Source organism: Cognatundibacterium oligocarboniphilum (assembly GCF_013377855.1).
Classification (GTDB): Bacteria; Pseudomonadota; Gammaproteobacteria; order Burkholderiales; family Burkholderiaceae_D; genus Undibacterium; species Undibacterium oligocarboniphilum.
Map to the genome: position 1 here is coordinate 141,754 of NZ_JABXYJ010000006.1, position 23,478 is coordinate 165,231.

General features: G+C 54.9%; 22 protein-coding genes and 1 tRNA gene. 13 read left to right on the forward strand and 10 right to left on the reverse strand.

The genetic code is table 11. The features are described 5' to 3' along the window. Positions 1-6: 6 nt before the first annotated feature. Positions 7-381, forward strand: a complete 375-nt coding sequence (locus tag HV832_RS11910; protein ID WP_176804069.1) for a VOC family protein — start codon at positions 7-9, stop codon at positions 379-381. A 264-nt stretch (positions 382-645) separates the two neighbouring features. Next, on the forward strand, positions 646-1,710 hold the full coding sequence (locus tag HV832_RS11915; RefSeq protein ID WP_223827277.1) for a LacI family DNA-binding transcriptional regulator: 1,065 nt from the start codon (positions 646-648) through the stop codon (positions 1,708-1,710). A 369-nt stretch (positions 1,711-2,079) separates the two neighbouring features. Here HV832_RS11915 and HV832_RS11920 read toward each other — a convergent pair whose 3' ends face one another. Beyond that, positions 2,080-2,301: a hypothetical protein gene (locus HV832_RS11920; protein ID WP_176804070.1), complete on the reverse strand. Its 222-nt coding sequence runs from the start codon at positions 2,299-2,301 to the stop codon at positions 2,080-2,082. Positions 2,302-2,321: 20 nt separating this feature from the next. Here HV832_RS11920 and HV832_RS11925 point away from each other — a divergent pair, with 20 nt between their 5' ends. From HV832_RS11925 to HV832_RS11945, 5 genes are all read left to right on the forward strand, one after another. Next, positions 2,322-4,622 (forward strand): TonB-dependent siderophore receptor, encoded by a 2,301-nt coding sequence (locus tag HV832_RS11925; protein ID WP_176804071.1) that lies wholly within the window; start codon positions 2,322-2,324, stop codon positions 4,620-4,622. Between the two features lie 284 nt (positions 4,623-4,906). Then, entirely contained in the window at positions 4,907-6,799 is a 1,893-nt protein-coding gene (locus HV832_RS11930; RefSeq protein ID WP_176804072.1) for an alpha-amylase family glycosyl hydrolase, read from the forward strand. A gap of 18 nt (positions 6,800-6,817) precedes the next feature. Continuing rightward, a complete protein-coding gene (locus HV832_RS11935) occupies positions 6,818-7,807 on the forward strand; it encodes a PfkB family carbohydrate kinase (protein WP_176804073.1) in 990 nt (329 codons plus the stop codon). After that, positions 7,804-9,165 carry an MFS transporter gene (locus HV832_RS11940; RefSeq protein ID WP_176804074.1) on the forward strand — a complete coding sequence of 454 codons (1,362 nt, stop codon included), beginning with the start codon at positions 7,804-7,806 and terminating at the stop codon, positions 9,163-9,165. The genes HV832_RS11935 and HV832_RS11940 overlap by 4 nt, the downstream gene beginning before the upstream one ends. 122 nt (positions 9,166-9,287) lie before the next feature. Continuing rightward, positions 9,288-10,094: a 2-keto-4-pentenoate hydratase gene (locus HV832_RS11945; protein WP_176804075.1), complete on the forward strand. Its 807-nt coding sequence runs from the start codon at positions 9,288-9,290 to the stop codon at positions 10,092-10,094. Positions 10,095-10,192: 98 nt separating this feature from the next. Here the strand turns inward: HV832_RS11945 and trmB are convergent, their stop codons facing one another. Both trmB and HV832_RS11955 read right to left on the reverse strand, forming a co-directional pair. After that, positions 10,193-10,915, reverse strand: a complete 723-nt coding sequence (gene trmB / locus HV832_RS11950) for a tRNA (guanosine(46)-N7)-methyltransferase TrmB (RefSeq protein WP_176804076.1) — start codon at positions 10,913-10,915, stop codon at positions 10,193-10,195. Positions 10,916-10,942: 27 nt separating this feature from the next. Next, positions 10,943-11,016: transfer RNA gene (locus HV832_RS11955), tRNA-Gly, on the reverse strand. 185 nt (positions 11,017-11,201) lie between these two features. Here HV832_RS11955 and HV832_RS17370 point away from each other — a divergent pair. The 4 genes from HV832_RS17370 to HV832_RS11970 all read left to right on the forward strand — a co-directional run bounded on the left by HV832_RS17370 (position 11,202) and on the right by HV832_RS11970 (position 12,626). After that, complete coding sequence (locus tag HV832_RS17370) at positions 11,202-11,450, forward strand: hypothetical protein (RefSeq protein ID WP_223827276.1); 249 nt, start codon at positions 11,202-11,204, stop codon at positions 11,448-11,450. Between the two features lie 18 nt (positions 11,451-11,468). Continuing rightward, positions 11,469-11,624 carry a hypothetical protein gene (locus tag HV832_RS17375; protein WP_244954616.1) on the forward strand — a complete coding sequence of 52 codons (156 nt, stop codon included), beginning with the start codon at positions 11,469-11,471 and terminating at the stop codon, positions 11,622-11,624. A 78-nt stretch (positions 11,625-11,702) separates the two neighbouring features. Then, the gene (locus HV832_RS11965) at positions 11,703-12,146 is read left to right on the forward strand and encodes a thioesterase family protein (RefSeq protein WP_176804077.1); all 444 of its coding nucleotides are present in this window, start codon (positions 11,703-11,705) and stop codon (positions 12,144-12,146) included. Positions 12,147-12,269: 123 nt separating this feature from the next. Further along, on the forward strand, positions 12,270-12,626 hold the full coding sequence (locus tag HV832_RS11970) for a DUF1304 domain-containing protein (protein ID WP_176804078.1): 357 nt from the start codon (positions 12,270-12,272) through the stop codon (positions 12,624-12,626). A gap of 84 nt (positions 12,627-12,710) precedes the next feature. Here HV832_RS11970 and HV832_RS11975 read toward each other — a convergent pair whose 3' ends face one another. Continuing rightward, complete coding sequence (locus HV832_RS11975; RefSeq protein ID WP_176804079.1) at positions 12,711-13,448, reverse strand: LOG family protein; 738 nt, start codon at positions 13,446-13,448, stop codon at positions 12,711-12,713. On the opposite strand from HV832_RS11975, the gene polA reads away from it, so the two are divergent. Further along, on the forward strand, positions 13,449-16,217 hold the full coding sequence (polA, locus tag HV832_RS11980) for a DNA polymerase I (RefSeq protein ID WP_176804080.1): 2,769 nt from the start codon (positions 13,449-13,451) through the stop codon (positions 16,215-16,217). 119 nt (positions 16,218-16,336) lie between these two features. Next, a complete protein-coding gene (acpA, locus tag HV832_RS11985) occupies positions 16,337-17,764 on the forward strand; it encodes an acid phosphatase (protein ID WP_176804081.1) in 1,428 nt (475 codons plus the stop codon). A gap of 91 nt (positions 17,765-17,855) precedes the next feature. Here the strand turns inward: acpA and HV832_RS11990 are convergent, their stop codons facing one another. The 6 genes from HV832_RS11990 to HV832_RS12015 are packed head-to-tail and all read right to left on the reverse strand — an operon-like array spanning position 17,856 to position 23,336. Continuing rightward, positions 17,856-18,254, reverse strand: a complete 399-nt coding sequence (locus HV832_RS11990) for a VOC family protein (protein ID WP_176804082.1) — start codon at positions 18,252-18,254, stop codon at positions 17,856-17,858. A gap of 37 nt (positions 18,255-18,291) precedes the next feature. Further along, positions 18,292-18,753 carry a hypothetical protein gene (locus HV832_RS11995; RefSeq protein ID WP_176804083.1) on the reverse strand — a complete coding sequence of 154 codons (462 nt, stop codon included), beginning with the start codon at positions 18,751-18,753 and terminating at the stop codon, positions 18,292-18,294. Continuing rightward, positions 18,750-19,445, reverse strand: a complete 696-nt coding sequence (gene mtgA, locus HV832_RS12000; RefSeq protein ID WP_176804084.1) for a monofunctional biosynthetic peptidoglycan transglycosylase — start codon at positions 19,443-19,445, stop codon at positions 18,750-18,752. Before mtgA ends, HV832_RS11995 begins: the two co-directional genes overlap by 4 nt. Then, positions 19,442-20,314 carry a shikimate dehydrogenase gene (gene aroE / locus HV832_RS12005; RefSeq protein WP_176804085.1) on the reverse strand — a complete coding sequence of 291 codons (873 nt, stop codon included), beginning with the start codon at positions 20,312-20,314 and terminating at the stop codon, positions 19,442-19,444. Before aroE ends, mtgA begins: the two co-directional genes overlap by 4 nt. Beyond that, complete coding sequence (locus HV832_RS12010; RefSeq protein WP_176804299.1) at positions 20,311-21,204, reverse strand: TonB C-terminal domain-containing protein; 894 nt, start codon at positions 21,202-21,204, stop codon at positions 20,311-20,313. Before HV832_RS12010 ends, aroE begins: the two co-directional genes overlap by 4 nt. Next, positions 21,201-23,336, reverse strand: coding sequence for a ribonuclease catalytic domain-containing protein (locus HV832_RS12015; protein ID WP_176804086.1), 2,136 nt, complete (start codon positions 23,334-23,336; stop codon positions 21,201-21,203). The genes HV832_RS12010 and HV832_RS12015 overlap by 4 nt, the downstream gene beginning before the upstream one ends. Positions 23,337-23,478: the final 142 nt, after the last annotated feature.

Consider the following 23,478-nt stretch of genomic DNA (forward strand, 5'->3'; position numbering starts at 1 on the left):
TCGGCCATGGACTCTCAAGCTTACTTCATTCAATACGTCAATCATCCTCTGGAAAGCGCTGCCTGGTATGAACGTCTACTCGGCAAAGCGCCAGTTGAAGCCAGCCCTGGTTTTGCACTGTTTATTCTCGGCGGCGGCGCCAAACTCGGCCTCTGGAAACGCCAGGATGTTTTACCGGTTGCCGGCACCCATTGCGAATGCGCGCAAACGGAACTATGTCTGCCGGTAGCCTCCGAAGCGGCGCTACATGACGCTTACGGCAAATGGCAGCAATTGGGTATCCACATTCTGCAAACACCGACTGCGCTCGATTTTGGTCTGAGCTGCACGGCAGAAACACCGGACGGTCACCGGTTGCGCCTTTTTTATCCAATGATGTAACCTCACCATCGCAACAAACGTGGAAGGCGGGCTGCATCGCACCACAAAAGAACTCCTCAACAGCGCCCCCGCACCGGATTGGCCTCACTATAGCGGTCAGGTCAATCCGCCCGGATCTCAGACGACATGGCTCAAATCCAAAACACATCCGCCAGCGTCCAAACCGGGACATCTCCATACCGGTTAGATTTTTAGCAGATTGCGCCTTATAATTCCTCATGATAGCCAATGGCGCAATTCACTCCTCCCCTTCAGATACTCTGCATGAAAATCACGACCAGTGACCCCAGCGCGGTCAGCTCCCGTTCCGACAGCAAGGAGCAGCGCCGCTTACAAATGGCCGATATCGCGAGACTGGCGGGGGTTTCGACCTCCACCGTGTCACGCGCGCTCAGTGGCAGCCCACTGGTCAATGACGAAACCAAAACCCGCATCACGGAACTCGCACGTTCCCTGAATTACTCCATCAACATCGGCGCACAAAATCTGCGGCTCAGGCAAAGCCGCACCGTCGCTGTGGTGATTCCGTATGAAGCCGAAACCCGCCAGCATCTGTCAGATCCGTTTTTTCTGAGCATGCTCGGCAGCGTGGCCGATGCGCTCACCGACCGCGGTTTCGACATGCTGTTGTCACGCGTCGATGCCGAGCAACTCGACAGCATTGCGCAGATTTATGACACCGGGCGCGCATCCGGCATCATCCTGATCGGGCAATGGCGTCACCACGATCAGCTGAATCAGCTGGCTGCGCGCCGTGTTCCGGTCGTGGTATGGGGCGCGCAGTTACCGCAGCAACTCTACATCACCGTCGGCAGCGACAATGTCAGCGGCGGATTTTTAGCGACAGAACATCTGATCCGCAGCGGCAAACGCCATATCGCTTTTTTCGGAGACATTCAGTTGCCGGAAGTCGCACAGCGCTATGAAGGATATTGCAAGGCATTGATCCAGTACGGACGTCCCGTAGTTCCACAGCTTCAGGTACAAGCATCGTTTGCAGAAAATGGCGGCAAAGAAGCCGTGACCGAGCTCTGCCAGCGGCAGATAACGTTCGACGCCCTGTTTGCCTGCAGCGATCTGCTGGCCATGACTTCGATTAACTCGCTGCGCGAAAGACACTTCCGGGTACCGCACGACATAGCAGTGGTCGGCTACGATGATATTGAGCTGGCCCGGTATTTTCATCCGCCGCTCAGCACGGTACGACAACCGATGGCGCAGGCAGGACAAGCGCTGGTCGAAGCGCTGCTCGCCATCGTCGATCACGACAACAATGCCCAACCCCGACTGCTGCCGACCGAACTGATCGTCCGCAAAAGCAGCACCTGAACACGATTTTCCTATAGCTGGCGATGGAACCCTGTCTCTTGAATCAATTATTACAATTCAAAATGCAATCGTTTGCATAAAATTAATCCTGAAAGCAAATTCATTTCCATAATGAGTAGTTTTTACAATTCTTTTCAATGCTGCACCGCGATAATTCAGTCAAATTTATGACCAACGTTGTGCGTAAAATACAGTGAACAAGATCTTTCAACTCTTCCACAGAAAACATCATTTAATCAATACAAATCAATATATTAGTCATTATTCCATCAACTAAGATTCAATCTTTAAATCCCTTTTAATTGGCTGCAATAGCAACATTCATTCCTTCATAGCATTTTTTCCGCACCACAAAAAATGATTTTTGCATCAACGTATTGCAATCGATTGTAATAAAAAATAATTTGCACCATAATTCATCACACCTGCAACGCAAAAGATCTTCATCAGTGCTTGTCGCACCCGACCGCAGCAGCGGCGAACACTGATGGAGGTCTTTTGCTCCCGAGTGCCGGTCGCTGCATCACCAGTTTCTGGCAGCTTGGTTTTGAGGATTTCCCCCTGCATGACAACGCTGACTGTCATGCGCATGAAAAATAACGGAGACAACAATGACATCTACCAACATCAAATTAACCCGCATGGCAAGCCTGGTATCGCTGGCGTTACTGCAAATGGGTATCGCCACAGCACAGGAAGCAAGCAATCAGGAAAAGGAAAAAAATTCCCTGAACCTGAATTCGGTGATCGTGACCGGAACCCCGATCGGCACTTCAAAAATGAAGGCCAGTGTGTCCATCAGCTCACTGGATGCAGACCAGATTGCACAATCAGCACCGACCAATGCGGCAGAAATTCTGCGCGCAGTCCCAGGCGTGCGCGCCGAGTCTTCCGGCGGTGAAGGCAATGCCAATCTGACCGTGCGCGGTGTACCGATCTCTGCCGGTGGCGCACGTTATGTGCAGTTCCAGGAAGACGGTCTGCCGATCATGCTGTTCGGTGACGTCGCCTTTGCCACACCGGACATGTATCTGCGCGCCGACGGCAGTCTGAGCCATCTGGAAGTAGTGCGCGGCGGCACGGCATCGACCATGGCGACCAATTCCCCGGGCGGCATCATTAACTTTATCAGCAAGTCCGGCAAAGAAACCGGTGGCAGCATCGGTATTACCAAAGGGCTGAATTTCGATCAGACCCGCTACGATTTTGACTACGGTGCAGCATTGTCGCCAAAGACCCGGATGTTTGTTGCCGGCTTTTATCGCAACGGTGACAGCTCGCGTCCGGCAGGCGTGACGGCTGAAGATGGCGGTCAGATCCGCGCCAATATCACCCAGGAACTCGACAACGGCTATATCCGCCTGAGCGTCAAACATCTGGATGACAAGACGCCGATGAACATGCCGGTACCGGTCAAAACCGTGAATGGCACGATTTCCGAATTACCGGGCATCGATCCGCGTACTGCCAGTTTTTACTCCCCTTACTGGACCCGCGATATCGTTCTGGACAAAAATAACAGCAAGCTCGCCACCAATGTGAATGATGGCCTGCATGTGCTGAACAATGCCTTCGGCGCAGAAGCCTCTCTGAATCTGGGTGGCGGCTGGACGCTGGATGAAAAATTCCGCAAGTCGAGCAATTCCGGCCGCTTCATTTCCCTGTTCCCGGCGAATAACAGCAACACGCCGGCAGGCATGACTTATGCCACCGGCCCGAATGCAGGAAAAGCCTACGGCGGCCCGGCATTCACGGCGACGGTGTTTAACACCTCCATCGATGATCTGGGCAGCACCGTCAACGATGCGAAACTGTCCAAAATTTTCGATCTGTCCGGCGGCAAACTGGCGACGACCGTCGGCTATTTCTCATCGCTGCAAAATGTCGGCCTGACCTGGAATTTCAACCAGTATCTGCTGCAGGCGACAGGCGACAAACCGGCGCTGCTGAACGCCTCAACCACAGTCCCCGGCTCTCCCGGCCTGCTGGCGCAGGGAACTGACGTCTGGGGCGGCTGCTGCAACCGCAATATTGATACGCAGTATAAAACCAATGCTTTGTACACGAATCTGGGCTGGGAAAGCGGGAACTGGAATCTGGATGCGAGTCTGCGTTACGACAAACAGAAAGCCAGCGGCACTTACAATCAGGCAGTCAATCAGGCATATCGTCCGGCTAACCTGAAATACATCGATTACAGCGTCAATCATACTTCTTACTCATTCGGCACCAATTACCGCCTGACCCGTGACCTGGCACTGTTTGCGCGCGTCAGTGAAGGGATTGCCTTTAACGCCGACCGCATCATGTTCGGCAATCCGCTGGATGGCTCGGTGCCGATCAGCACCAATATCGTCAAGCAGATCGAAGGTGGTGTGAAATGGAAAGTGCAGGATTTCAGCAGCTTCGTGACTCTGTTCCAGGCGAAAACCGATGAATCGAATTTCGAAGCCACGACACAGAAATTCACCTCCAACTCCTATGATGCCAAAGGCGTTGAAGTCGAAGCCAGCTACAGAATCGGCGCATTCCGCATGACCGGCGGTATGACTTACACCAATGCCAGCATCGTTGGTGCGGCTGATGCCAGCATCATCGGCAAAACGCCGCGTCGCCAGGCAAAACTCGTGTATCAATTGGCACCGACTTACACCATGGGCGATGCAGTCATCGGCGCCAGTCTGATCGGCACCACCAAGTCTTATGGTGATGACGCCAATACGATCACACTGGGTGGATTCAATGTGCTGAATGCGTTTGTCAACTATCAGTTCACTGATCGTCTGCAAGGTTCGTTGAGCGTGAACAATCTGTTCAACACAATTGGCTACACCGAAGTCGAAGGCGATGGTCATGCAGCGCGCTCCATCAATGGCCGCACCGTCCGCGCCACATTGAAATACGCGTTCTGATCATCACGAGTCCGGCCCGTGCGGATGTTTTTCCACGGGCCGGACCGGTGAATAAGCATCAAGCCCTTACCGGTTGTCCTCTGTAGCACCCTGTTCCTCTCGCGCCCCTCCGCGGGAGGAGCATTTTTACAAGCATTGCCCGTCTGATTTCTGTTTTTTACCGATTTTCTTACCGATTTTTTACCGACTCTTTTACCAACTTGTTTACGCCTGATTTCATCATGTCTTTCCAGAACCTCAGAGATCGCTGTCTTCAAATCCTGCTCACACATATTCCTGGGGAAATGCACAGCGTAGTTCAGATCCGCTATGAAAAACAGGCAGGCGTTTTACTGAATGGATTGCAACAGCTCTACCGTCATATTTTTGCTGATGAAGCAACGTTCACACGCTGGCTGGAGCAGCTGATGCAATCGCTGGCTGCGGCAATCTGCGCACGGCCTGCTGCCCTGCGTCAGCTGGATGAAGAACGTAGCCGGTATCCGGACTGGTTCACCAGCCAGAATATGCTCGGCTATTGCGCCTACGCCGACCGGTTTGCCGGCGATCTGCAGGGTGTGATTTCCCGCATACCGCATCTGCGCGAACTGGGCGTTACATATCTGCACCTGTTGCCATTTCTGAAGGCGAGGGCGGGAGAAAACGACGGCGGTTTTGCCGTCGCCGATTTTGACGAAATTGCCCCCCATCTGGGTAACATGCAGGATCTGCAGGAGCTGACCCGTCATCTGCGCGCCGCAGGCATCAGTCTGTGTTCCGACTTTATTCTGAACCATGTCGCCGATGATCATGCCTGGGCGCGTGCCGCCAAAGAAGGCAATTCGTATTACAAAAATTATTTTTACCATTACCCTGACCGTCAGCAGCCTGATCTGTTTGAACAGACGCTGGGGCAGGTTTTTCCGCAGGTCGCACCGGGTAATTTCAGTTACATTCCTGATCTGCAGGAATGGGTGTGGACGACTTTCTACCCTTACCAGTGGGATCTGAATTACACCAATCCGGCAGTATTGGCCGACATGACCAGCGCTCTGCTGCAGCTGGCCAACCGCGGCGTGGAAGTATTCCGGCTAGATTCCACGGCATTTTTATGGAAACGCCCCGGCACTAATTGCATGAATCAGCCGGAAGCGCATCTGATCCTGCAGATCCTGCGCAGCATCTCAGATATCGTGGCTCCTGGCATTCTTCTGAAAGCCGAAGCCATCGTCCCGACTGCCGAACTGCCGGCATATCTGGGCAGCGAGTTTCCGGCAACGCGGGAATGCCATCTGGCTTATCACAGCAGCCTGATGGCCGCCGGCTGGCTATCGATGGTGGAGCAGGATACGGCACTGCTGCAGGAGGTCATACGTGGCACGCCGGTTTTGCCACCGAACACCAGCTGGCTGACTTATGTGCGCTGTCACGACGACATAGGCTGGAATGTGCTGCGTCCTGAAGCCAGCCTGGGAAAACAGGACGTACAGCAAAGACTGTCGGCAGTCAGCCGTTTTCTCGCCGGAGAAGGAAACAGCTATGCACGCGGCGCCAGCTTTCAGGCCAGCGATCCGGACGCAGTGCATGGCACGGTCGGTATGGCTTCCGCATTGACAGGTTTTGCCAGTGCTGCCAACGCAACCGATATGCAGATGGCGGCACGCCGCCTGCTGCTGCTGTATGGGCTGACATTCTGCTTTGGCGGTATGCCGCTGATCTATATGGGCGATGAATTTGCACAGGGAAATGACACAGCGTATCAGCAGGTTGCGTCTCATGCGCTGGACAGCCGCTGGCTGCACCGTCCGGTCTGGCAGGATACCGTTATCGACGCCACGCAAGTCGGCGACCAGGCCGCACAGATTTATAACAGCATGCTTCACCTGCTGCGGCTGCGTCGTCATTCACCGCAGCTGGCAGCAGATCAGCCGCGCCAGCTCTTGCGTTGTGGAGATCCAGCGGTGCTGGCGATGCTGCGCGGCAGTGCCGGTGCATCTTTGCTGTTTATTGCCAATTTTTCAGACCAGACAGTCACGCTGAATTTGCCCGAGCTGCTGCGTTCCGGTCAGAGCCCTGCACCGGAACTGGCACGGCAATGCTGGCACAATGAATGCAATCAACTGCCGGCAGATGCTGATCTCGATATCCAGCCGTGGTCTCAATACTGGCTGACCCCTGCCCCCGCTGCTGCGGCCTGATACTAACGGAGTAATGCTGTGACTGCCACACGACAAGCTGTTGTTATTTTTGGTGAAGCGTTGATTGATGAATTTCCGCATCAGCGGGTGGTGGGCGGTGCGCCGTTTAACGTAGCGCGTACCCTGGCTTATTTTCAATGCGTACCGCTCATGATCTCACGCATCGGTAACGACCCAAATGCCGCGCTGATCAGAAATGAAGTACAACGCTATGCGCTGATCAGCGGAGGCATACAAACCGACATGGCGCACGCTACCGGCCGGGTAGTGGTGACGCAGGATGATTCCGACGATAAGACCGATCACCGGTTCGATATTCTGCGCGATCAGGCTTACGACCATATCGATGCTGAAGCGGCATTCCATGTACGGGAATACTTGTATCCGGATCACCATCAGGGTGTGTTGTATTTCGGTACGCTGGCACAGCGTCAGACTGCATCCAGTGAAGCATTGCAAAGGCTGCTGACAACCACCGATGCGTTGAAATATCTTGATCTGAATCTGCGTACCGGCCAATACACACCGGCAGTCATTGAGCAATCGCTATACCGTGCCGATATCCTTAAAATCAATGAAGAAGAACTGAAAATGCTCTCCCGTCTGTATCTGGCCGGCCAGATATCAGCACCGGCTGACGATGCCACAGCGGAAGAATTTGTCCCTTTACTGAAGCTGCTGATCACGATGTTCGATTTACAGGTCATCATCGTCACACGCGGCGCCCGCGGCTATGTGTATCTCGACCGCAACGCACAGTTACTGAGCAATGGTGAGCACCTGATCGCAGTCGATGTAGTTGATACGGTCGGCGGCGGCGATGCTTTTTCCGCCATTTTCCTGCTGGGTCTTTGCCGTGGCTGGGATACAGCACTCAGCCTGCAACGTGCGCATCAGTTTGCCGCAGCCATTTGCGGTATCCGCGGCGCTGTTCCGCAAAACCTGGATTTTTACCGGAGCTGGCAGCAGCAATGGAATCTGCCTGATCTGAATGAGGGTATGCCATGAATCACACATCATCGTCTTTGCGCGCTGCACTGAACAAACCCCTGCTGTCGTTCTGGCAGGTCGTGAATATGAATGTCGGCTTTTTCGGCATACAGTTCAGTTTCGGTCTGCAACAAAGCAGTATGAGTCCGATTTACAAATATCTGGGTGCGGATGAAGCCAGCCTGCCCTATCTGTGGCTGGCCGGGCCTATGACGGGTCTGATCGTGCAACCGATTATCGGTGCCATGAGCGACCGCACCGTCAGCCGTTGGGGGCGGCGTACTCCTTACTTTTTGACCGGTGCGTTGCTGTGCAGCCTGGGGCTGCTGTTCATGCCATTCAGCCAGACATTATGGATGGCCGCCAGCCTGTTATGGATACTCGACGCCGCCAACAACGTCACCATGGAACCCTACCGTGCGTTCGTCAGCGACAAGCTCGACAGCCGCCAGCACTCCCTGGGTTTCCTGACGCAAAGCGCGTTCACCGGACTGGGACAGACGCTGGCATATCTGACGCCATCGCTGCTGGTGCTGCTTGGCATGAACAAAGATGCGGTCAATTCTCATCATATTCCGCATATCGTGATTGCAGCATTTCTGATCGGCGCCGTTTTTTCGGTAGTCTCCATCTTGTGGACCCTGAAAACTACCAAAGAAATTCCGCTGACCGCTGAACAGCTCACGGCCCTCCAAAGCAAACCCGCCGGATGGCAGGCAACGCTGGATGAGATTGTCGTCGCGGTCAGGGAAATGCCGCTGACCATGAAACAGCTGGCGGTCGTGAAACTGTTTCAGTGGTACGGCATGTTCTGCTACTGGCAATACATCATGCTGTCGCTTGGTCGTACCATTTTTTCTACCAACGATCCGGCCTCTGCGGGTTTTCGGGAAGCCGGTCTGCTGAATGGGCAACTGGGCGCGTTCTATAACCTGATCGCATTTATCTCAGCCTTTGCACTGGTTCCGCTGACACGTCGCATTGGTCCCAAAATCACACATGCGCTGTGCCTGACCTGTGCGGGAATAGCCATGCTCAGCATTCCTTCGATACACACACCGGCCCTGCTGTTTATTCCGATGATCGGCATCGGTCTGGCATGGGCCAGCATCATGGGCAATCCTTATGTGATGCTGGCCGGCTGCATCCCGGCTGAACGCACGGGCGTGTATATGGGAATCTTCAATATGTTTATCGTGATTCCGATGATTATCCAGATCTTTACCTTGCCGCTGTATTACAACAGCCTGCTGGCAGGAAATCCGGAAAATGTCGTGCGACTGGCAGGTGGTTTGCTGATCTGTGCGGCACTGGCAGTCACACTGGTCAGATCAACCGTCTCCGCCCGCGCTCAGGAACTGGCAGCAACGACCTGACCGGCAGTACCCGTCTTCCCCGCGGCCTGCTGTGCATCGTTATGCAGCAGGCTGTTTTTCAGGGTGCATGAAACCTCCATCGTCCGGTATAGTATCCGCTGTGCTGACCCGCTGATTTTTTCATGACCATCATGACCGATACTGACATTTCCGCTGCTGCCCGGCTATTGATACAGCTGCGGAAAAATGGCGAGACAATCACCGCCTTACCGCCGCATTATCGTCCACAGGATCTGGAAACCGCGTTTGCGATTCAACAATGCGTTGTGCAGCAGATGCCAATGAAGACCGATGGCTGGAAATGCGGCATGCCAGTCGAGGGGAAATGGGTTGCAGCACCGATCAGCGGCGACACCATTTTTCGCCATACTCATCGCTGCCCGGTCTGGAGTTGTGACGGAACGGTACCGGTCGAACCTGAAATAGCGTTGATGCTTGCGCACGATTTACCACCGCGCAGTACGCCGTATACACCTGCCGAGGTTGACGCAGCAATCGCAGACACCCATCTGGCGCTGGAACTGATCGGCAGTCGCTACAGCCATCCGCAGCAAATGCACTTTCCCGACCATCTGGCTGACAGCCTGCTGAATCAGGGGCTGCTACTGGGTCCGGCGATCGCTGCTGAAAGTGCCGCACTGCCAGAACAATTCATGATTGAAATACATATCGAAGGTCAACCGCCACTGATATTGCCAGGGCAGCATCCTGACCGTAACCCGCGCCTGCCGCTGTACTGGCTGGCAGAATTTTTACGCCAGAAAAACATCGGACTCAGCGCCGGACAAATCATCATCACCGGTTCGTATGCAGGCAGCCCATCGGTTCCGCTGAACCTGCCCGTTGAGATCCGGTTTGGTGCGCTGGGCACAATTTCAGCTCTGTTTGAGAGCCGCTCAAGCACCTGCTCTACACATTCAAGACCTTGATTGTCCCCGTCGGATATCAAAAAAACGGCAGTCTGCATGACTGCCGTTTTGCATAGACCGCCAGCAGCGTTTCCCCTGCTTTGCATCCTTGCTGCAACTTACCGTTTCTGGAACACCAGATCCCAGACGCCATGCCCAAGCCGCAAACCGCGATTTTCAAATTTAGTCACCGGACGATAAGCAGGGCGCGGCGCATAGCCTTCCGCTGTATTTTCCAGCGCTGGCTCGGCACTCAGCACTTCCAGCATCTGCACCGCATAATCTTCCCAGTCCGTTGCGCAATGCAGATAACCGCCCGGCACCAGCCGGGATGCCAGCAAGGCCACCAGCGGCCCCTGAATCAGACGCCGCTTGTTGTGTCGCGCCTTATGCCAGGGATCAGGAAAAAATACATGAATTCCATGCAGCGAAGCCGGAGCGATCATGTGTGTCAACACTTCGTAGGCGTCGTGCTGGATGATACGTTGATTGCTTAGTCCCATTTCATCAGTCAGCTTGAGCAAGCTGCCGACGCCCGGCGTGTGCACCTCCACACCGATAAAATTTTTCTCCGGCATACCTGCCGAGATTTTTGCACTGGTTTCCCCCATGCCAAAACCGATTTCAAACACCACGGGCGCATGACGGCCAAACACCGCATCCACATCGAGTATGGCTTTCTGATACGGAATGCAGAATTTCGGCCCCAGCGTCTCTATCGCCCTCGCCTGCGCCTCGGACACCCGTCCGGTACGGGTCACAAAACTACGGATACGGCGTTCGGCAGGATCATAAAACATCGGTTTGACACTATCGGTCAATTTGGAATCAGCATCAGACATACGGGAATTCAGGGAAGGAGGATCATCTGGAGCGGGTGAAGGGAATCGAACCCTCGTATGAAGCTTGGGAAGCTGCCGTTCTACCATTGAACTACACCCGCAGAAGCTCTATTTTACAACGGTTTCAGTCGTTTTTGGATGGCATTACTAATCAGATAACCATACTGATTCTCAGGCTGTACGGCCAATTTCCATAATGTCAAACTACCCAATGGCATTGTTCGAGTCAGGCATGTACTCTCCTGGCGCATTACAATCCTGTTTTCTCATCCAATATGCAATCGCCATGATGAATCCTGAGGATTTACAGATACTGACTGCAACGCCATCGGTCGAAACCTATCGCCACTTGCGTGCGGCGGTCGGCCTGAGTCCGAAAACACCAGAAGCAGCCGAACGGGGTTTGCGCGGCACGTTATTCGCGGTGCAGATTTGCCTGCATGACGCCGTCATTGGCATGGGACGCGTCATCGGTGATGGCGGGTGTTTTTTCGAGGTGGTGGATATTGCGGCGTTACCCGCGCACCAGGGGTAGGGAATCGGCAAGATGATCATGCGTGAAATCATGCGGTATCTGCAGGCAGAAGCACCGGCCAGCGCCTACGTCAGCCTGATCGCAGACGGTAAGGCGCAGGATTTGTATGCGCAGTTCGGCTTTCAGCTGACGGCACCCAGATCGGTCGGCATGGCGATAAAGATTCAGCCTTGATGGCGGACAGCATCCATACGGGAAGGCAAGCCGGTTACAATCGGCGCATTATTTTCTGATCTGAACTGGATTTCTATCATGGCAAGACTGCAGCTGTATTTTCCCGAAGACCAATATTATTATTCCACTCAGCTGACGGTTCGGGTGACGGATATCAATGGCGCCAATCACTTGGGTAACGATTCCATGATCTCGATGATTTCCGAGGCACGCGCCCGTTTTCTGTATGAATTCGGCATCCGTGAAACCGCCAATAGCGGTATCGGCATCATTGTCACGGACCTGGCCACGACCTATAAAGCAGAAGCCCACGCGCGCGATCAGTTGTTGTTTGAAGTCGGGGTCATGGATTTCAATCAATATGGCGGCGACATTACTTTCCGCATTACGCGCCCTGCCGATCAGGCCCTGATTGCCATGGCAAAATCCGGTTTTGTATTTTTTAATTACCAAACCAAAAAAGTGATGGCCATGCCGGATGATTTCAGAGCCAAATTCAGCCGCGTCAACTGGCTGGCTTAACGAGCAGATGTCACAGGCTATGACTGGGTTGATCGGCGAAGCAGGCTGGCTGAACAATAAATCTGTCATTTCTGCCTGATTCTGTCACACTGAAATTCATTTCATCAATAGCGAAAGAAAACCATGTTCCTGGCCGCACAACTGATCGTCGCACTCATCGCTTTGTTGCATGTATATATTCTGGTACTGGAAATGTTTTTGTGGGAAAAGCCGGCAGGTCTGAAAGCATTTCGCCAGACCCGGGAATCGGCAGCCGCCACCAAGGTGCTGGCGGCTAATCAGGGACTGTACAACGGCTTTCTGGCAGCCGGTCTTTTTTGGGGACTCAGCCTCGGGACTGCAGGTCAGCCGGTGCAGGTTTTTTTTCTGTCATGCGTACTGGTCGCGGGTCTGTATGGTGCGGCTACCGCCAGCCGCAAGATCCTCTACATACAGGCACTGCCCGCGCTGCTGGGACTGGGTTTGCAGTATCTGTCCTGATCCGTCCTGATCTGTCTGTACCCGGCCGGCAATGCGCAGACATGACGGCAATTCCAACCATGTCTGCCGGCGAGATAGCGGTCGTTACAGATACAGCATGCGCTGCCGTTCTTCCTCGGACGGTTCAATCTCGCGGGCTTCATAAAAAGCAAAAATCGCATCCACGATGTGCGCAGGCTCATCAATCAGCTGCACCAGATTCAGGTCAGACGGCGAGATCATGCCGTTGCCTGCCATCTGTACCCGTATCCATTCCAACAGCCCGCTCCAGAATGTTGTCCCCACCAGAATCACCGGAATATGCCGGGTCTTTCCGGTCTGCATCAGCGTCAGAACCTCACTGACTTCATCCATCGTACCAAAACCACCGGGAAAGACGACATAGGCATCAGCATATTTGACAAAAGCGACTTTACGGGCAAAAAAATGGCGGAAGGTCAGCGTGATGTTTTGCCAGGGATTGCTGCGCTGTTCGTGCGGCAATTCAATATTGAGCCCTACCGACGGTGAAGCGCCGTCAAACGCGCCCTTGTTCGCGGCTTCCATGATGCCGGGACCACCACCTGAAATGACCGCAAAGCCGACATCCGACAGGCGGCGCGCCACATCCACGCATTGTTGATAATAAGCATCTTCGGGTTTGGTTCTGGCTGACCCAAAAATCGTCACGGCAGGCCGGATCGAGGAAAGCCGCTCGGTGGACTCGATAAACTCTGCCATAATCGTGAACATATGCCATGATTCGCGGGCTTTCAGCGCAGTCGCCCTGTCCTGGTCGATAATCTGGCGCAACCTTGTCACATTTTTTCTGTTTCCGTTCATATGCAAAATACCCTGTTGTTAGTCGATGGCTCCAGCTATCTGTACCGTGCCTTTCATGCCATGCCCGATCTGCGGAATCCGCAAGGCGAACCGACCGGTGCCATCTACGGCATGATCAATATGTTACGCCGTTTGCGTCATGATTATCCGGCAGCATACATGGCCTGCGTATTCGACGCAAAAGGCAAGACTTTCCGTGACGACCTGTATCCCGAATACAAAGCGCAGCGCGCCGCCATGCCGGACGATTTGCGTTTGCAGATTGAACCGATACACGAAGCAGTCAGGGCAATGGGCTGGCCGATCCTGATGGTGGAAGGTGTGGAAGCCGATGACGTGATCGGTACGCTCGCAGTGGAGGCGACAGCGCGGGGGCTCGATACCGTGATTTCAACCGGTGACAAGGATCTGGCGCAGCTGGTCAATCCCCGCGTGACGCTGATCAATACCATGAGCAATGAAAAACTTGATGAAGCCGGTGTGCTGGAAAAATTCGGCGTGCCGCCAAACCGCATCATCGATTACCTGACCCTGATCGGGGACACGGTCGATAATGTACCCGGTGTCACCAAATGCGGGCCGAAGACTGCCGTGAAATGGCTGTCCGAATACGATACGCTGGACGGCGTCATGGCCAATGCAGCACAGATCAAAGGCGTGGTCGGCGACAATCTGCGCGCCGCGCTGGACTGGCTGCCGCAAGGCCGGATGCTGATTACCGTCAAGACCGATTGCGATTTATCAGCACACCATATTTCGATTGCAGATTCTCTGATCGCGAAAGAAGAAAGTAAGGAAGACCTGCTCGTTTTTTTCCAGCGTTACGGCTTTAAAACCTGGCTGCGTGAACTCTCCGGCGATGTGACGGCCGGCGCCACACCATTGAAATCAGCGGCCAGACCTGCCGGAAATACACCGGCACAGGCTGGACTGTTTCAGGAGGATGCACCTGCTTCTGCCACTCTCCGTGAGTACGAAACCATCCTGACCGAGGCAGCGCTCGACAACTGGCTGTCGCGCATCCAGACAGCGACGCTGACCGCCGTAGATACCGAAACCACCTCGCTGGAACCGATGACAGCGCAACTGGTCGGCATTTCATTATGCTGCGAGAGCGGACAGGCCTGTTATATACCGGTCGCCCATGAATATCCGGCGGCGCCAGCACAGCTGTCGCGGACACTGGTGCTGGAACGGCTCAAACCGTGGCTGGAAGATGCCAGCAAGCCCAAAGTCGGCCAGAACCTGAAATACGATGCGCATATTTTTGCCAATCATGGCGTCACATTACGCGGCATCGTACATGACACGCTGCTGGAATCGTATGTATTTGAATCGCATAAATCCCATGACATGGACAGCCTGGCGCTGCGTCACCTCGGCAAAAAAACCATCAGTTTTGAAGAAGTCTGCGGCAAGGGTGCCGCGCAGATCGGTTTTGGACAGGTTGAACTCGACAAGGCAACCGACTATGCGGCGGAAGACGCCGACATCACATTGCAGTTACACCTGGCCATGTGGCCGGAAATTGAACCTGATCCGAAATTGCTGCGCGTGTACCACGATATCGAACTGCCGACTTCTGTCGTGCTGCAAAAGATAGAACGCAATGGTGTGCGGATTGATCCGGATCTGCTCGCAACCCAGTCGAATGAAATCGGCAAACGCCTGCTGGAGCTGGAACAAAAAGCCTACGAACTCGCAGAACAGCCATTCAATCTGAATTCACCGAAACAGCTGGGGGAAATTTTCTTTGGCAAACTCGGTCTGCCGGTCGTCAAGAAAACGCCGTCCGGTGCGCCGTCAACCGATGAGGAAGTGTTGCAGAAACTGGCGGAAGATTATCCGCTGCCTAAAATCCTGCTCGAATACCGTGGCCTCGCCAAACTCAAATCAACCTACACCGACAAGCTGCCAAAGATGGTGAATGCCCTTACCGGCCGTGTGCATACCAATTATGCGCAGGCCGTGGCAGTCACTGGCCGTCTGGCATCGAATGATCCGAATCTGCAGAATATCCCGGTGCGCACCGCAGAAGGGCGCCGCATCCGCGAAGCCTTCATCGCTCCTCCCGGCAGCGTGATTGTGTCTGCCGATTATTCGCAGATCGAGTTGCGCATCATGGCGCATATCTCCGGTGACGCCAGTCTGTTAAAAGCGTTTGCCGATGGCGAAGACGTACATAAGGCCACCGCCTCGGAAATCTTCGGTGTGACCACTGCCGAGGTCAGCAGCGAACAGCGGCGCTATGCCAAGGTGATCAACTTCGGGCTGATCTACGGCATGAGCGCATTTGGTCTCGCCGGCAATCTGGGAATCGAACGTGCTGCCGCCCAAAGCTATATCGACAAATACTTCCAGCGCTACCCCGGTGTGGCGCAATACATGGCCGACACACGCACAAAGGCCAAGGCACATGGTTACGTGGAGACGGTATTTGGCCGCCGCCTGTGGCTGGCAGAAATAAACAGTCCGAACGGTCCGCGCCGTCAGGCGGCAGAACGTGCCGCGATCAATGCTCCGATGCAGGGTACAGCCGCCGATCTGATTAAACTCGCCATGATCGCGGTGCAAAACTGGCTGGAAAACGAACAGTTGCAATCCAAAATGATCATGCAGGTACACGACGAGCTGGTGCTTGAAGTCCCTGAACCGGAACTGGAACTGGTCAGACGCCGGCTGCCGGAATTGATGGCGGGTGTGGCACAGCTGAATGTACCGTTGCTGGCAGAAGTCGGCATCGGTAAAAACTGGGAAGAGGCGCACTGAGCACACCGGTAAGTAACGAAGTGTAAATGGGGTACTGACAAACGCGATTCCGCCTCGCAAGTCATCATTGCTTCATCAAAACTGCATAAAATGACCGTTTTTATTGAATGAGAGTTGATATGAAACACCTCCTGATTCCAGCCTTGCTGGCTGCGGCGTGGGCTCCGGCAGCGCAGGCTGCAGGTAGTCTCGATAAAATCCAGAACATCGTGGTGATCTACGGCGAAAACCGCAGCTTCGACAATCTGTACGGCCTGTTCCCCGGCGCGAACGGTATTGGCCGGGCATTTGTCGAACAGAGTTATCTGCAAACCGATATGAACGGCAAAGTGCTGCCGCAATTACCGCCGACCTGGGATAAACCCGGCGTAGCAAACAAGGATATCCCGCAAGGCTTGCCGAATATGCCTTTCAGCATCGATGCTCCGCCCATCAATCAGCCGCTGAACAAAGCGACCAATGATCTGGTGCACCGCTTCTACCAGAATCAGATGCAGATCAACGGCGGCAAGAATGACCGCTTTGCAGCGATCTCGGATGCCGGCGGCCTTTCGATGGGCCACTACGACGGCTCTTCGCTGCCGATGTGGAAAATCGCCCAGGAATACACGCTGGCCGACAATTTTTTCATGGGCGCTTTCGGCGGCTCCTTCCTGAACCATATGTGGCTGGCCTGCGCCTGTACGCCGGTCTTCAAGGATGCACCGGATTCCATGCGCGCCAAGCTCGATGCCAACGGCAATCTGCTGACCAAAGCCGGCTCACCGACGGATCCGCTGACGGGTGCGCCGCAGTATCAGGACGGCGCCGTCACGCCTGACGGCTACGGCGTGAATACGCTGCAGCCAACTTATCAGCCGAGCGGCATCCCGCCAGCCAATAACCCGGCGCTGGCTGACAGCAGCAAGCATCCGCTGCCACCGCAGACACAGACCAGCATCGGCGATACGCTAAGCGAGAAAAAAGTCAGCTGGAAATGGTATGCCGGCGGCTGGAACCAGGCTCTGAACGATCGCAGCCAGATTTACGGCGGCAAGATCAATTTCCAGCCGCACCACCAGCCGTTTAACTACTTCTCCCGCTTCGCACCAGGCACGCCGGATCGCGCAGAACACCTGAAAGACGGTCAGGAATTTTTTGATGACATTGCGAAAGGTCATTTACCACAGGTGGCGTTCTACAAACCACAAGGTGAACTGAATGAACATCCCGGTTACACCGATGTGATGTCGGGCGATGCGCATATCGCTGCGCTGGTCAGAAAGCTGCAGGCCAGCCCGCAATGGAAACATATGCTGATTGTGGTCACGTACGATGAAAACGGCGGTTTCTGGGATCACGTCGCACCGCCAAAGGGGGAGCGCTGGGGACCGGGCAACCGTATTCCAGCCATCATCATTTCACCATATGCGAAAAAAGGCTATGTGGACAACACGCCTTACGACACCACATCGATCCTGAAACTGATCACCAGACGTTTCAAACTCGCCCCGCTGCCCGGCGTGCGCGCATCGGCTGGCGACCTGACTGCGGCATTACAGGATTAAACCATACTGCAGACAGTAAAAAGCCAGGCGGTTGCCTGGCTTTTTTATCTGAATGCAGAGGTACGGATACCAACGACATGAACGGGCCGGGTCAGGACGGTGTATGAAAATTCAGCTCGATACCGTTGCCTGCCGGGTCTTTCAGGAAAATCTGACGCTGGTGCACGAATCCGTCTGAAGGCGGTATTTCTGACAGACGGTATGCAATACCATCCTGCTGCAATACCGATAGCATCTGCTCAAAATCAGCGCATTCAAAAGCAACATGATCAAACGTGGTGGGCTGCGCGGTCTGCCGCGCTTCACCCGGTCTCAGTTCAGACAGATGCAGCACAGGCTGCGCACCGGCATACAGCCAGTATCCGAAACTGTTGAGTGCTGCGCGCGGACCGTTTTGCAAACCGACGTAACGGCAATAGAAATCGCGCAGCACAGCCATCATGGCCCGGTCGCTACGCAGATTGTAATGATCGATGCTGACTGCTGCCATAATTCCAATCCTTCTTGCTGGTGACGTTGAAGCCCGGTTATTTCTGGGCTTTCTGTATCGCTTTGTCCAGCATCTGCAAATGCATCTCTTCCGCACTGCCGCTGGCAACATGCTCGTCAGCCTGCACTGCTGGCCGGACGAAGCCCTGCGTATCGTGCAGTTTCACATTCTTACTGGTGGGATTACTGTCGGTGCATTCCGTATCCGAATACACGGTTTTGCCATGCACGATGCATTTCCGGGCACCGGATTCCACGGTCACGATGCGTCGCTTATCATCATCCGGTAATACCGGCAGACTCAGGTCCTTGACGCCGGAAGCATTTTTCAGTTCGCTGCCAATCACATTGGCAGATTTTCCCCAGCGCGCCCAGACATCCTGCATCGGCAGATGGCCGTAGCGGATGGTGTACAAAAATCCCATCGCCACCAGACCCAGCAACATAAAAATCACAGAGATCGCGATCAGGCTCAGGCCGCGTTGTTTGTTCAGATTCATGGTAACTCCGCACTATTCATTCGTTTCAGAATCAATTCAGTCCGTCGCTGCAAATATGCAGAGCCCTGGTTTTTATCAAAATATCTGGGTTTTGGCAACATCACTGCCAGCCGCGCCGCCTGCGGTGCGCTAAGGCTGGCGGCGTTGATACCGTAATAGTGGTGCGCAGCCGCCTCGGCGCCAAACACGCCGACACCCCATTCTACGGAATTCAGATAGATTTCCAGAATCCGCTGTTTGCTCATGCAGGCTTCCAGCATGTAGCTGATGATCAGCTCCTGGCCTTTACGCAGGTAACTGCGCTGGCCGGACAAAAACAGATTTTTTGCCAGCTGCTGGGTGATGGTGGAGCCACCGGACACCACCTTGCCTTTTTTCTGATTTTTTTCGTAGGCCTTTTGCATCGCTTCCCAGTCCACGCCTTCATGATCGACGAAACTATCATCTTCCGAAGCAATCACGGCGCGCTTCAGATAATTTGAAATCCGTTGATAAGGCACCCACTGATGCTGTAATTTCGCATCCGGATTTTTCTCCTGCAGGATACTGAGTTGCTGACGCATAAAGCTGGTCGAATCAGGATTGAAATTCACCCACCAGCCAATCTGAATCAGGAAATATGCCTGCAGCAACAGCAGGAGCAGCAGTGGCACCCCGATCAGCCAGAACAATAAACGGCGCAGCAGTTTCATCGTTGCTCCGCAGCGCTCTGCAAACCGGCGCGCAACTGCTGCAGCACTCCGGCGGTGTCCGGCCGCACGCCGCGCCACAGCGCAAATGCTTCTGCCGCCTGCTCCACCAGCATTCCCAATCCGTCGCGGCATTGTGCGCCATGCTGTGCCGCAAAGCGGAGAAAAGCAGTTGGCTGCGCACCGTACATCATGTCGTAAGCCAGCGTCCGTCCGTCCATGACGCCGGCAGGCAGCATGGGAACCGCATCCTGCAGGCTGGCGGAGGTGGCGTTAATGATCACATCGAAGTGCCCCGGTATTTCCTCAAAACGGCATGCCGTGACCACTGTCCGTACCGCCTGCGCTGCGGCATCAGCACTGGCGAGCTGCTGCAGCTCCTGCGCTTTGCTGACGGTCCGGTTGGCGATCACCAGCATCGCCGGCTGCTGTTCCAGCATCGGCAACACCGCGCCGCGGGCAGCGCCGCCGGCGCCCAGCAGCAGAATACGCTTGCCGCGCAAAGCCACACCGGCATTCTGCACAATATCGGTGACCAGGCCGATGCCGTCGGTGTTATCCCCCAGAATCTGGGTATCGCTGAATTGGAGTGTATTGACCGCACCGGCTGCCGCCGCACGCGGGGTCAGCCTGGTCGCCAGCGCACAGGCTTCCAGTTTGAACGGTACCGTGACATTCGCACCCAGACCGCCCTGCGCGCGGAAAGCGCGAACGCTGGCCGCAAACCCATCGAGCGGTGCCAGCAGGCGCTGATAATCCATCTGCTGCCCGGTCTGCGCCGCAAAAGCAGCATGGATTGCCGGAGATTTGCTATGCGTAACCGGATTGCCGATCACGACGTAGCGGTCTTTTTCGGTTGTTGCAGAATTCAATTTTTTCCTCCGCGCAACTCGGTTTCCAGTTGCTGATCGCGGGTGAATTTAAAGCGGGTAATCACCACCCACAGATCATCCTTGTCGGTAGAGCGCATGTTTTGCGGAAATTTTCCGAACGGCGCGGCGTGACGCACGATGCGCAGCGCGGCCTTATCCAGCGCCTTGCTGCCTGAGGATTTTTCAATCCGTGGTCCGCCTTCTTTTTCGTAGATGGTGCCATCCTGAAAAATCGGGATATAAACGATCAGCTCGCCATACAGTTTTTTACCGTCTTTCTGCGGGAAATTCACCGTACCGAAATCTTCGATGCGCTTTTGCAATTCCTTGTAATAGGTTGCATAGCCGACCTTTTGGGTGCTCGGCGTGATGAAAGTTTTGCGCGGACGTTTATTTTGATCTTCGATGGTTTGAGAAATTTCTGCCGCCATGCGCGCCAGCGCTTTGGACGTGTCCAGATCATCCTGTCCCTTGCTGGATTCGCGGCTGTCGTCCAGACGTTTTTTCTCCTGTTGCGGCAAACGGAAATTCGCTCGGCGTTTGGCCTGATCGAGCAATTGCTGCTGCTGCTGCTCCAGTTCTGCAATCCGCCGCTGCGCTGCACGGACGTTATCGCCGTCTTCGGTGCGCTGCATATCAGGCAGCGGCGACTTGCTGCGGCCGCTGTCATGCGCTCCGCCGCCATCCAGATCAGCCTGTGCCATCGCATCGGCTTTCAACGGTTTTTTGTCATGCCGCGCATTCACCAGAATGACTTCCAGGCCAGGATCTGCGGCCTGCGTTTCCGCAGGCTTCGGCATCACGAAATGGATCAGCAACAGCGCCGCATGCACCACCAGCGAGATGGTGACGGCGATACTGAGAATCAGGCGGTCAAACACGGATTTCATGGGCTGGCTGGCGGCATGGCCGGTTGCGCGGTCTGCCATGCCGCGTCTTCCGTGGCATCGTTTTCCGTCTGATCATCGGGGGCAGCAGAAGTCTCATCCGCTTCCGTCGCTGGCTGATGCGGCTCGCCATTGATCAACTCGATATCGGCAGCCGCATCATTTTCCAGCACGGCATCGAGCTCGGAATCGAGTTCGTCATCGTCACCCAGCTCGGTGACGCTGCTGAGTACCTCCAGCAGACGCGCCTCGACACTCAGATCAACTTCATCCCAGCGCAGAATATCGAGTTTTACCTGCGCGCCGCGCGCTGTCTGCGGCATGCCCGCCAGACGGACGATCAGCGGAATCTCCACCAGCCGCAGCACTTCGTCTTTCAGCACGACCGCATCAACCTGGCGTGCGTTTTCCTGCGCCAGCCAGCGCAGACACCAATAGCGTTCCATATTGCTCTGGAAGTCTGCATAGGCCGCATAGGCAGCGTCGAAACCGGAGACAATCGCAAACAGATCGGCATCTTTCGGCTTGAAAGGCGCCACCAGCGGCGCAGTCACACCGTGCTGGATGCAGGCAATGATCTGCCACTGGTTGATCAGGTCGGTATAGCGTCGCAGCGGCGAGGTGCTCCAGGCATACTGATCGACGCCCAGCCCCTGATGCGGCGCCGCGTGCGTCAGCATGCGTACCTGCATACGCGCCGCCCAGCCGCCCTGCCCGCGCCCGCCGGCAACGCCCTGAGCACGGTAAATGCCGGGAATGCCGTGGTCGGCCATCAGCTTGCCCCAGGTGCTGTTGGCAAAAATCATCAGCTCCGCCACCATTTTATCGAGCGGCGCACCGCGCTGGCGACGGACGATGCTGACCACGTCGTCTTCGACATAGAAATTGAAATCAACGCGGTTGGTCTGCTCAGGGCGCATGCCGAAACTCTCGCGCTTGGCCATGCGGCCTTTTTCCAACGCCAGGGCCCATTGCCAGATGCGGGCAATTTCGGCTTTGTGCGGATAATCGCTGCTGCCAGTAGCCAGATTGTCTTCCGTCACGACGGTATCGAGATCATTGTGACGCAGATTCGATGCCATCGGTATCGCTTCAACCCGGGTGTCGGTGCTGATCACACTCCAGTCTGCGCTGTTCAGCGTTGCATACAGCGATAAGGCAGGCCGTACCTGACCTGCGCCCAGCGTGTAGATATCGACCAGTGCATCCGGCAGCATGGTGATCTTGTCACCGGGCATGTAAACGGTGGACATGCGGGCACGGGCGATCTGGTCCAGTGCGTCGCCGCGCTGGATGCCGAGCCCCGGCGCAGCAATATGGATGCCGATGCGCACGGTGCCGTCACCCAGTTCGGTCACTGAAAATGCGTCGTCGATTTCTGTGGTGGTCACATCATCGATCGAGAATGCCTGCACATCTGCCACCGGCAGATCATCCGGCAAGACCGGCAAAGGCACTGTCGGAAATCCTGTGCCTTTCGGAAAATGCTCGAAATGAAATTTCGCCAGATGCAGATGTTTGGGGCTGGCAATGCCGCCGGTTTCGAGCATCAGGCGCGGAGCGCTGGTCTGCAGGACATCACAGGCTTCGGCGAGCGCCTTATATTCGATGCTGTTTTTGTCGGGCTTGAACAGCAGCGCCAGTGCCAGCGGTTTCATCGCGTCCGGCAGGCGGTGCTGCTTCAGTTCTTCCACATAAGCCGCCTGCACCAGCAATTGCTGTTTCTTTTTTTCGATACCGGCCAGAGCAGCCTGCAACGAAGCTTCCGGTGCGGCCTTGTAGCGGCCACGGCCTTTTTTGTAGAAATATACCGGTGCCTGGTGCAGCGCCAGAATCAGGCCCGCCGCTTCCACTGGCTGCGGGACATGACCAAAGTATTCGGCACCCAGTTCAGCAAAACCGAATTCTTCCTGCCCGGCGACTTCCCATAAAAAACCAAGATCAGCTTCTGCCGCCGCAGCTTTGGCCTGTTCGATCAGCGTGACCGGATCGGGCGCGGTGAATTGCAGCAGTACATCCTTGGCCTTAACCTTGGTGCGCTTGCCGCTGGCGAGCTCGACCTGATACGCCTCGCCTGCCTGCGATAACACTGTGCCAGCTTTAAAATCACCTGATTCTTCAAAAAATAAATTCATGCAAACTTCTTTGTCTCTATGTCAGTCCGGCCTGGAAAAACCAGGTTTTATGAGGAGTATCTGTCAAAATTGCCTTGATGACCCCGATTAATCAGGGCAAAAAAATATACTCCCCTCTAGTATATTTAATATGCTTTTACGT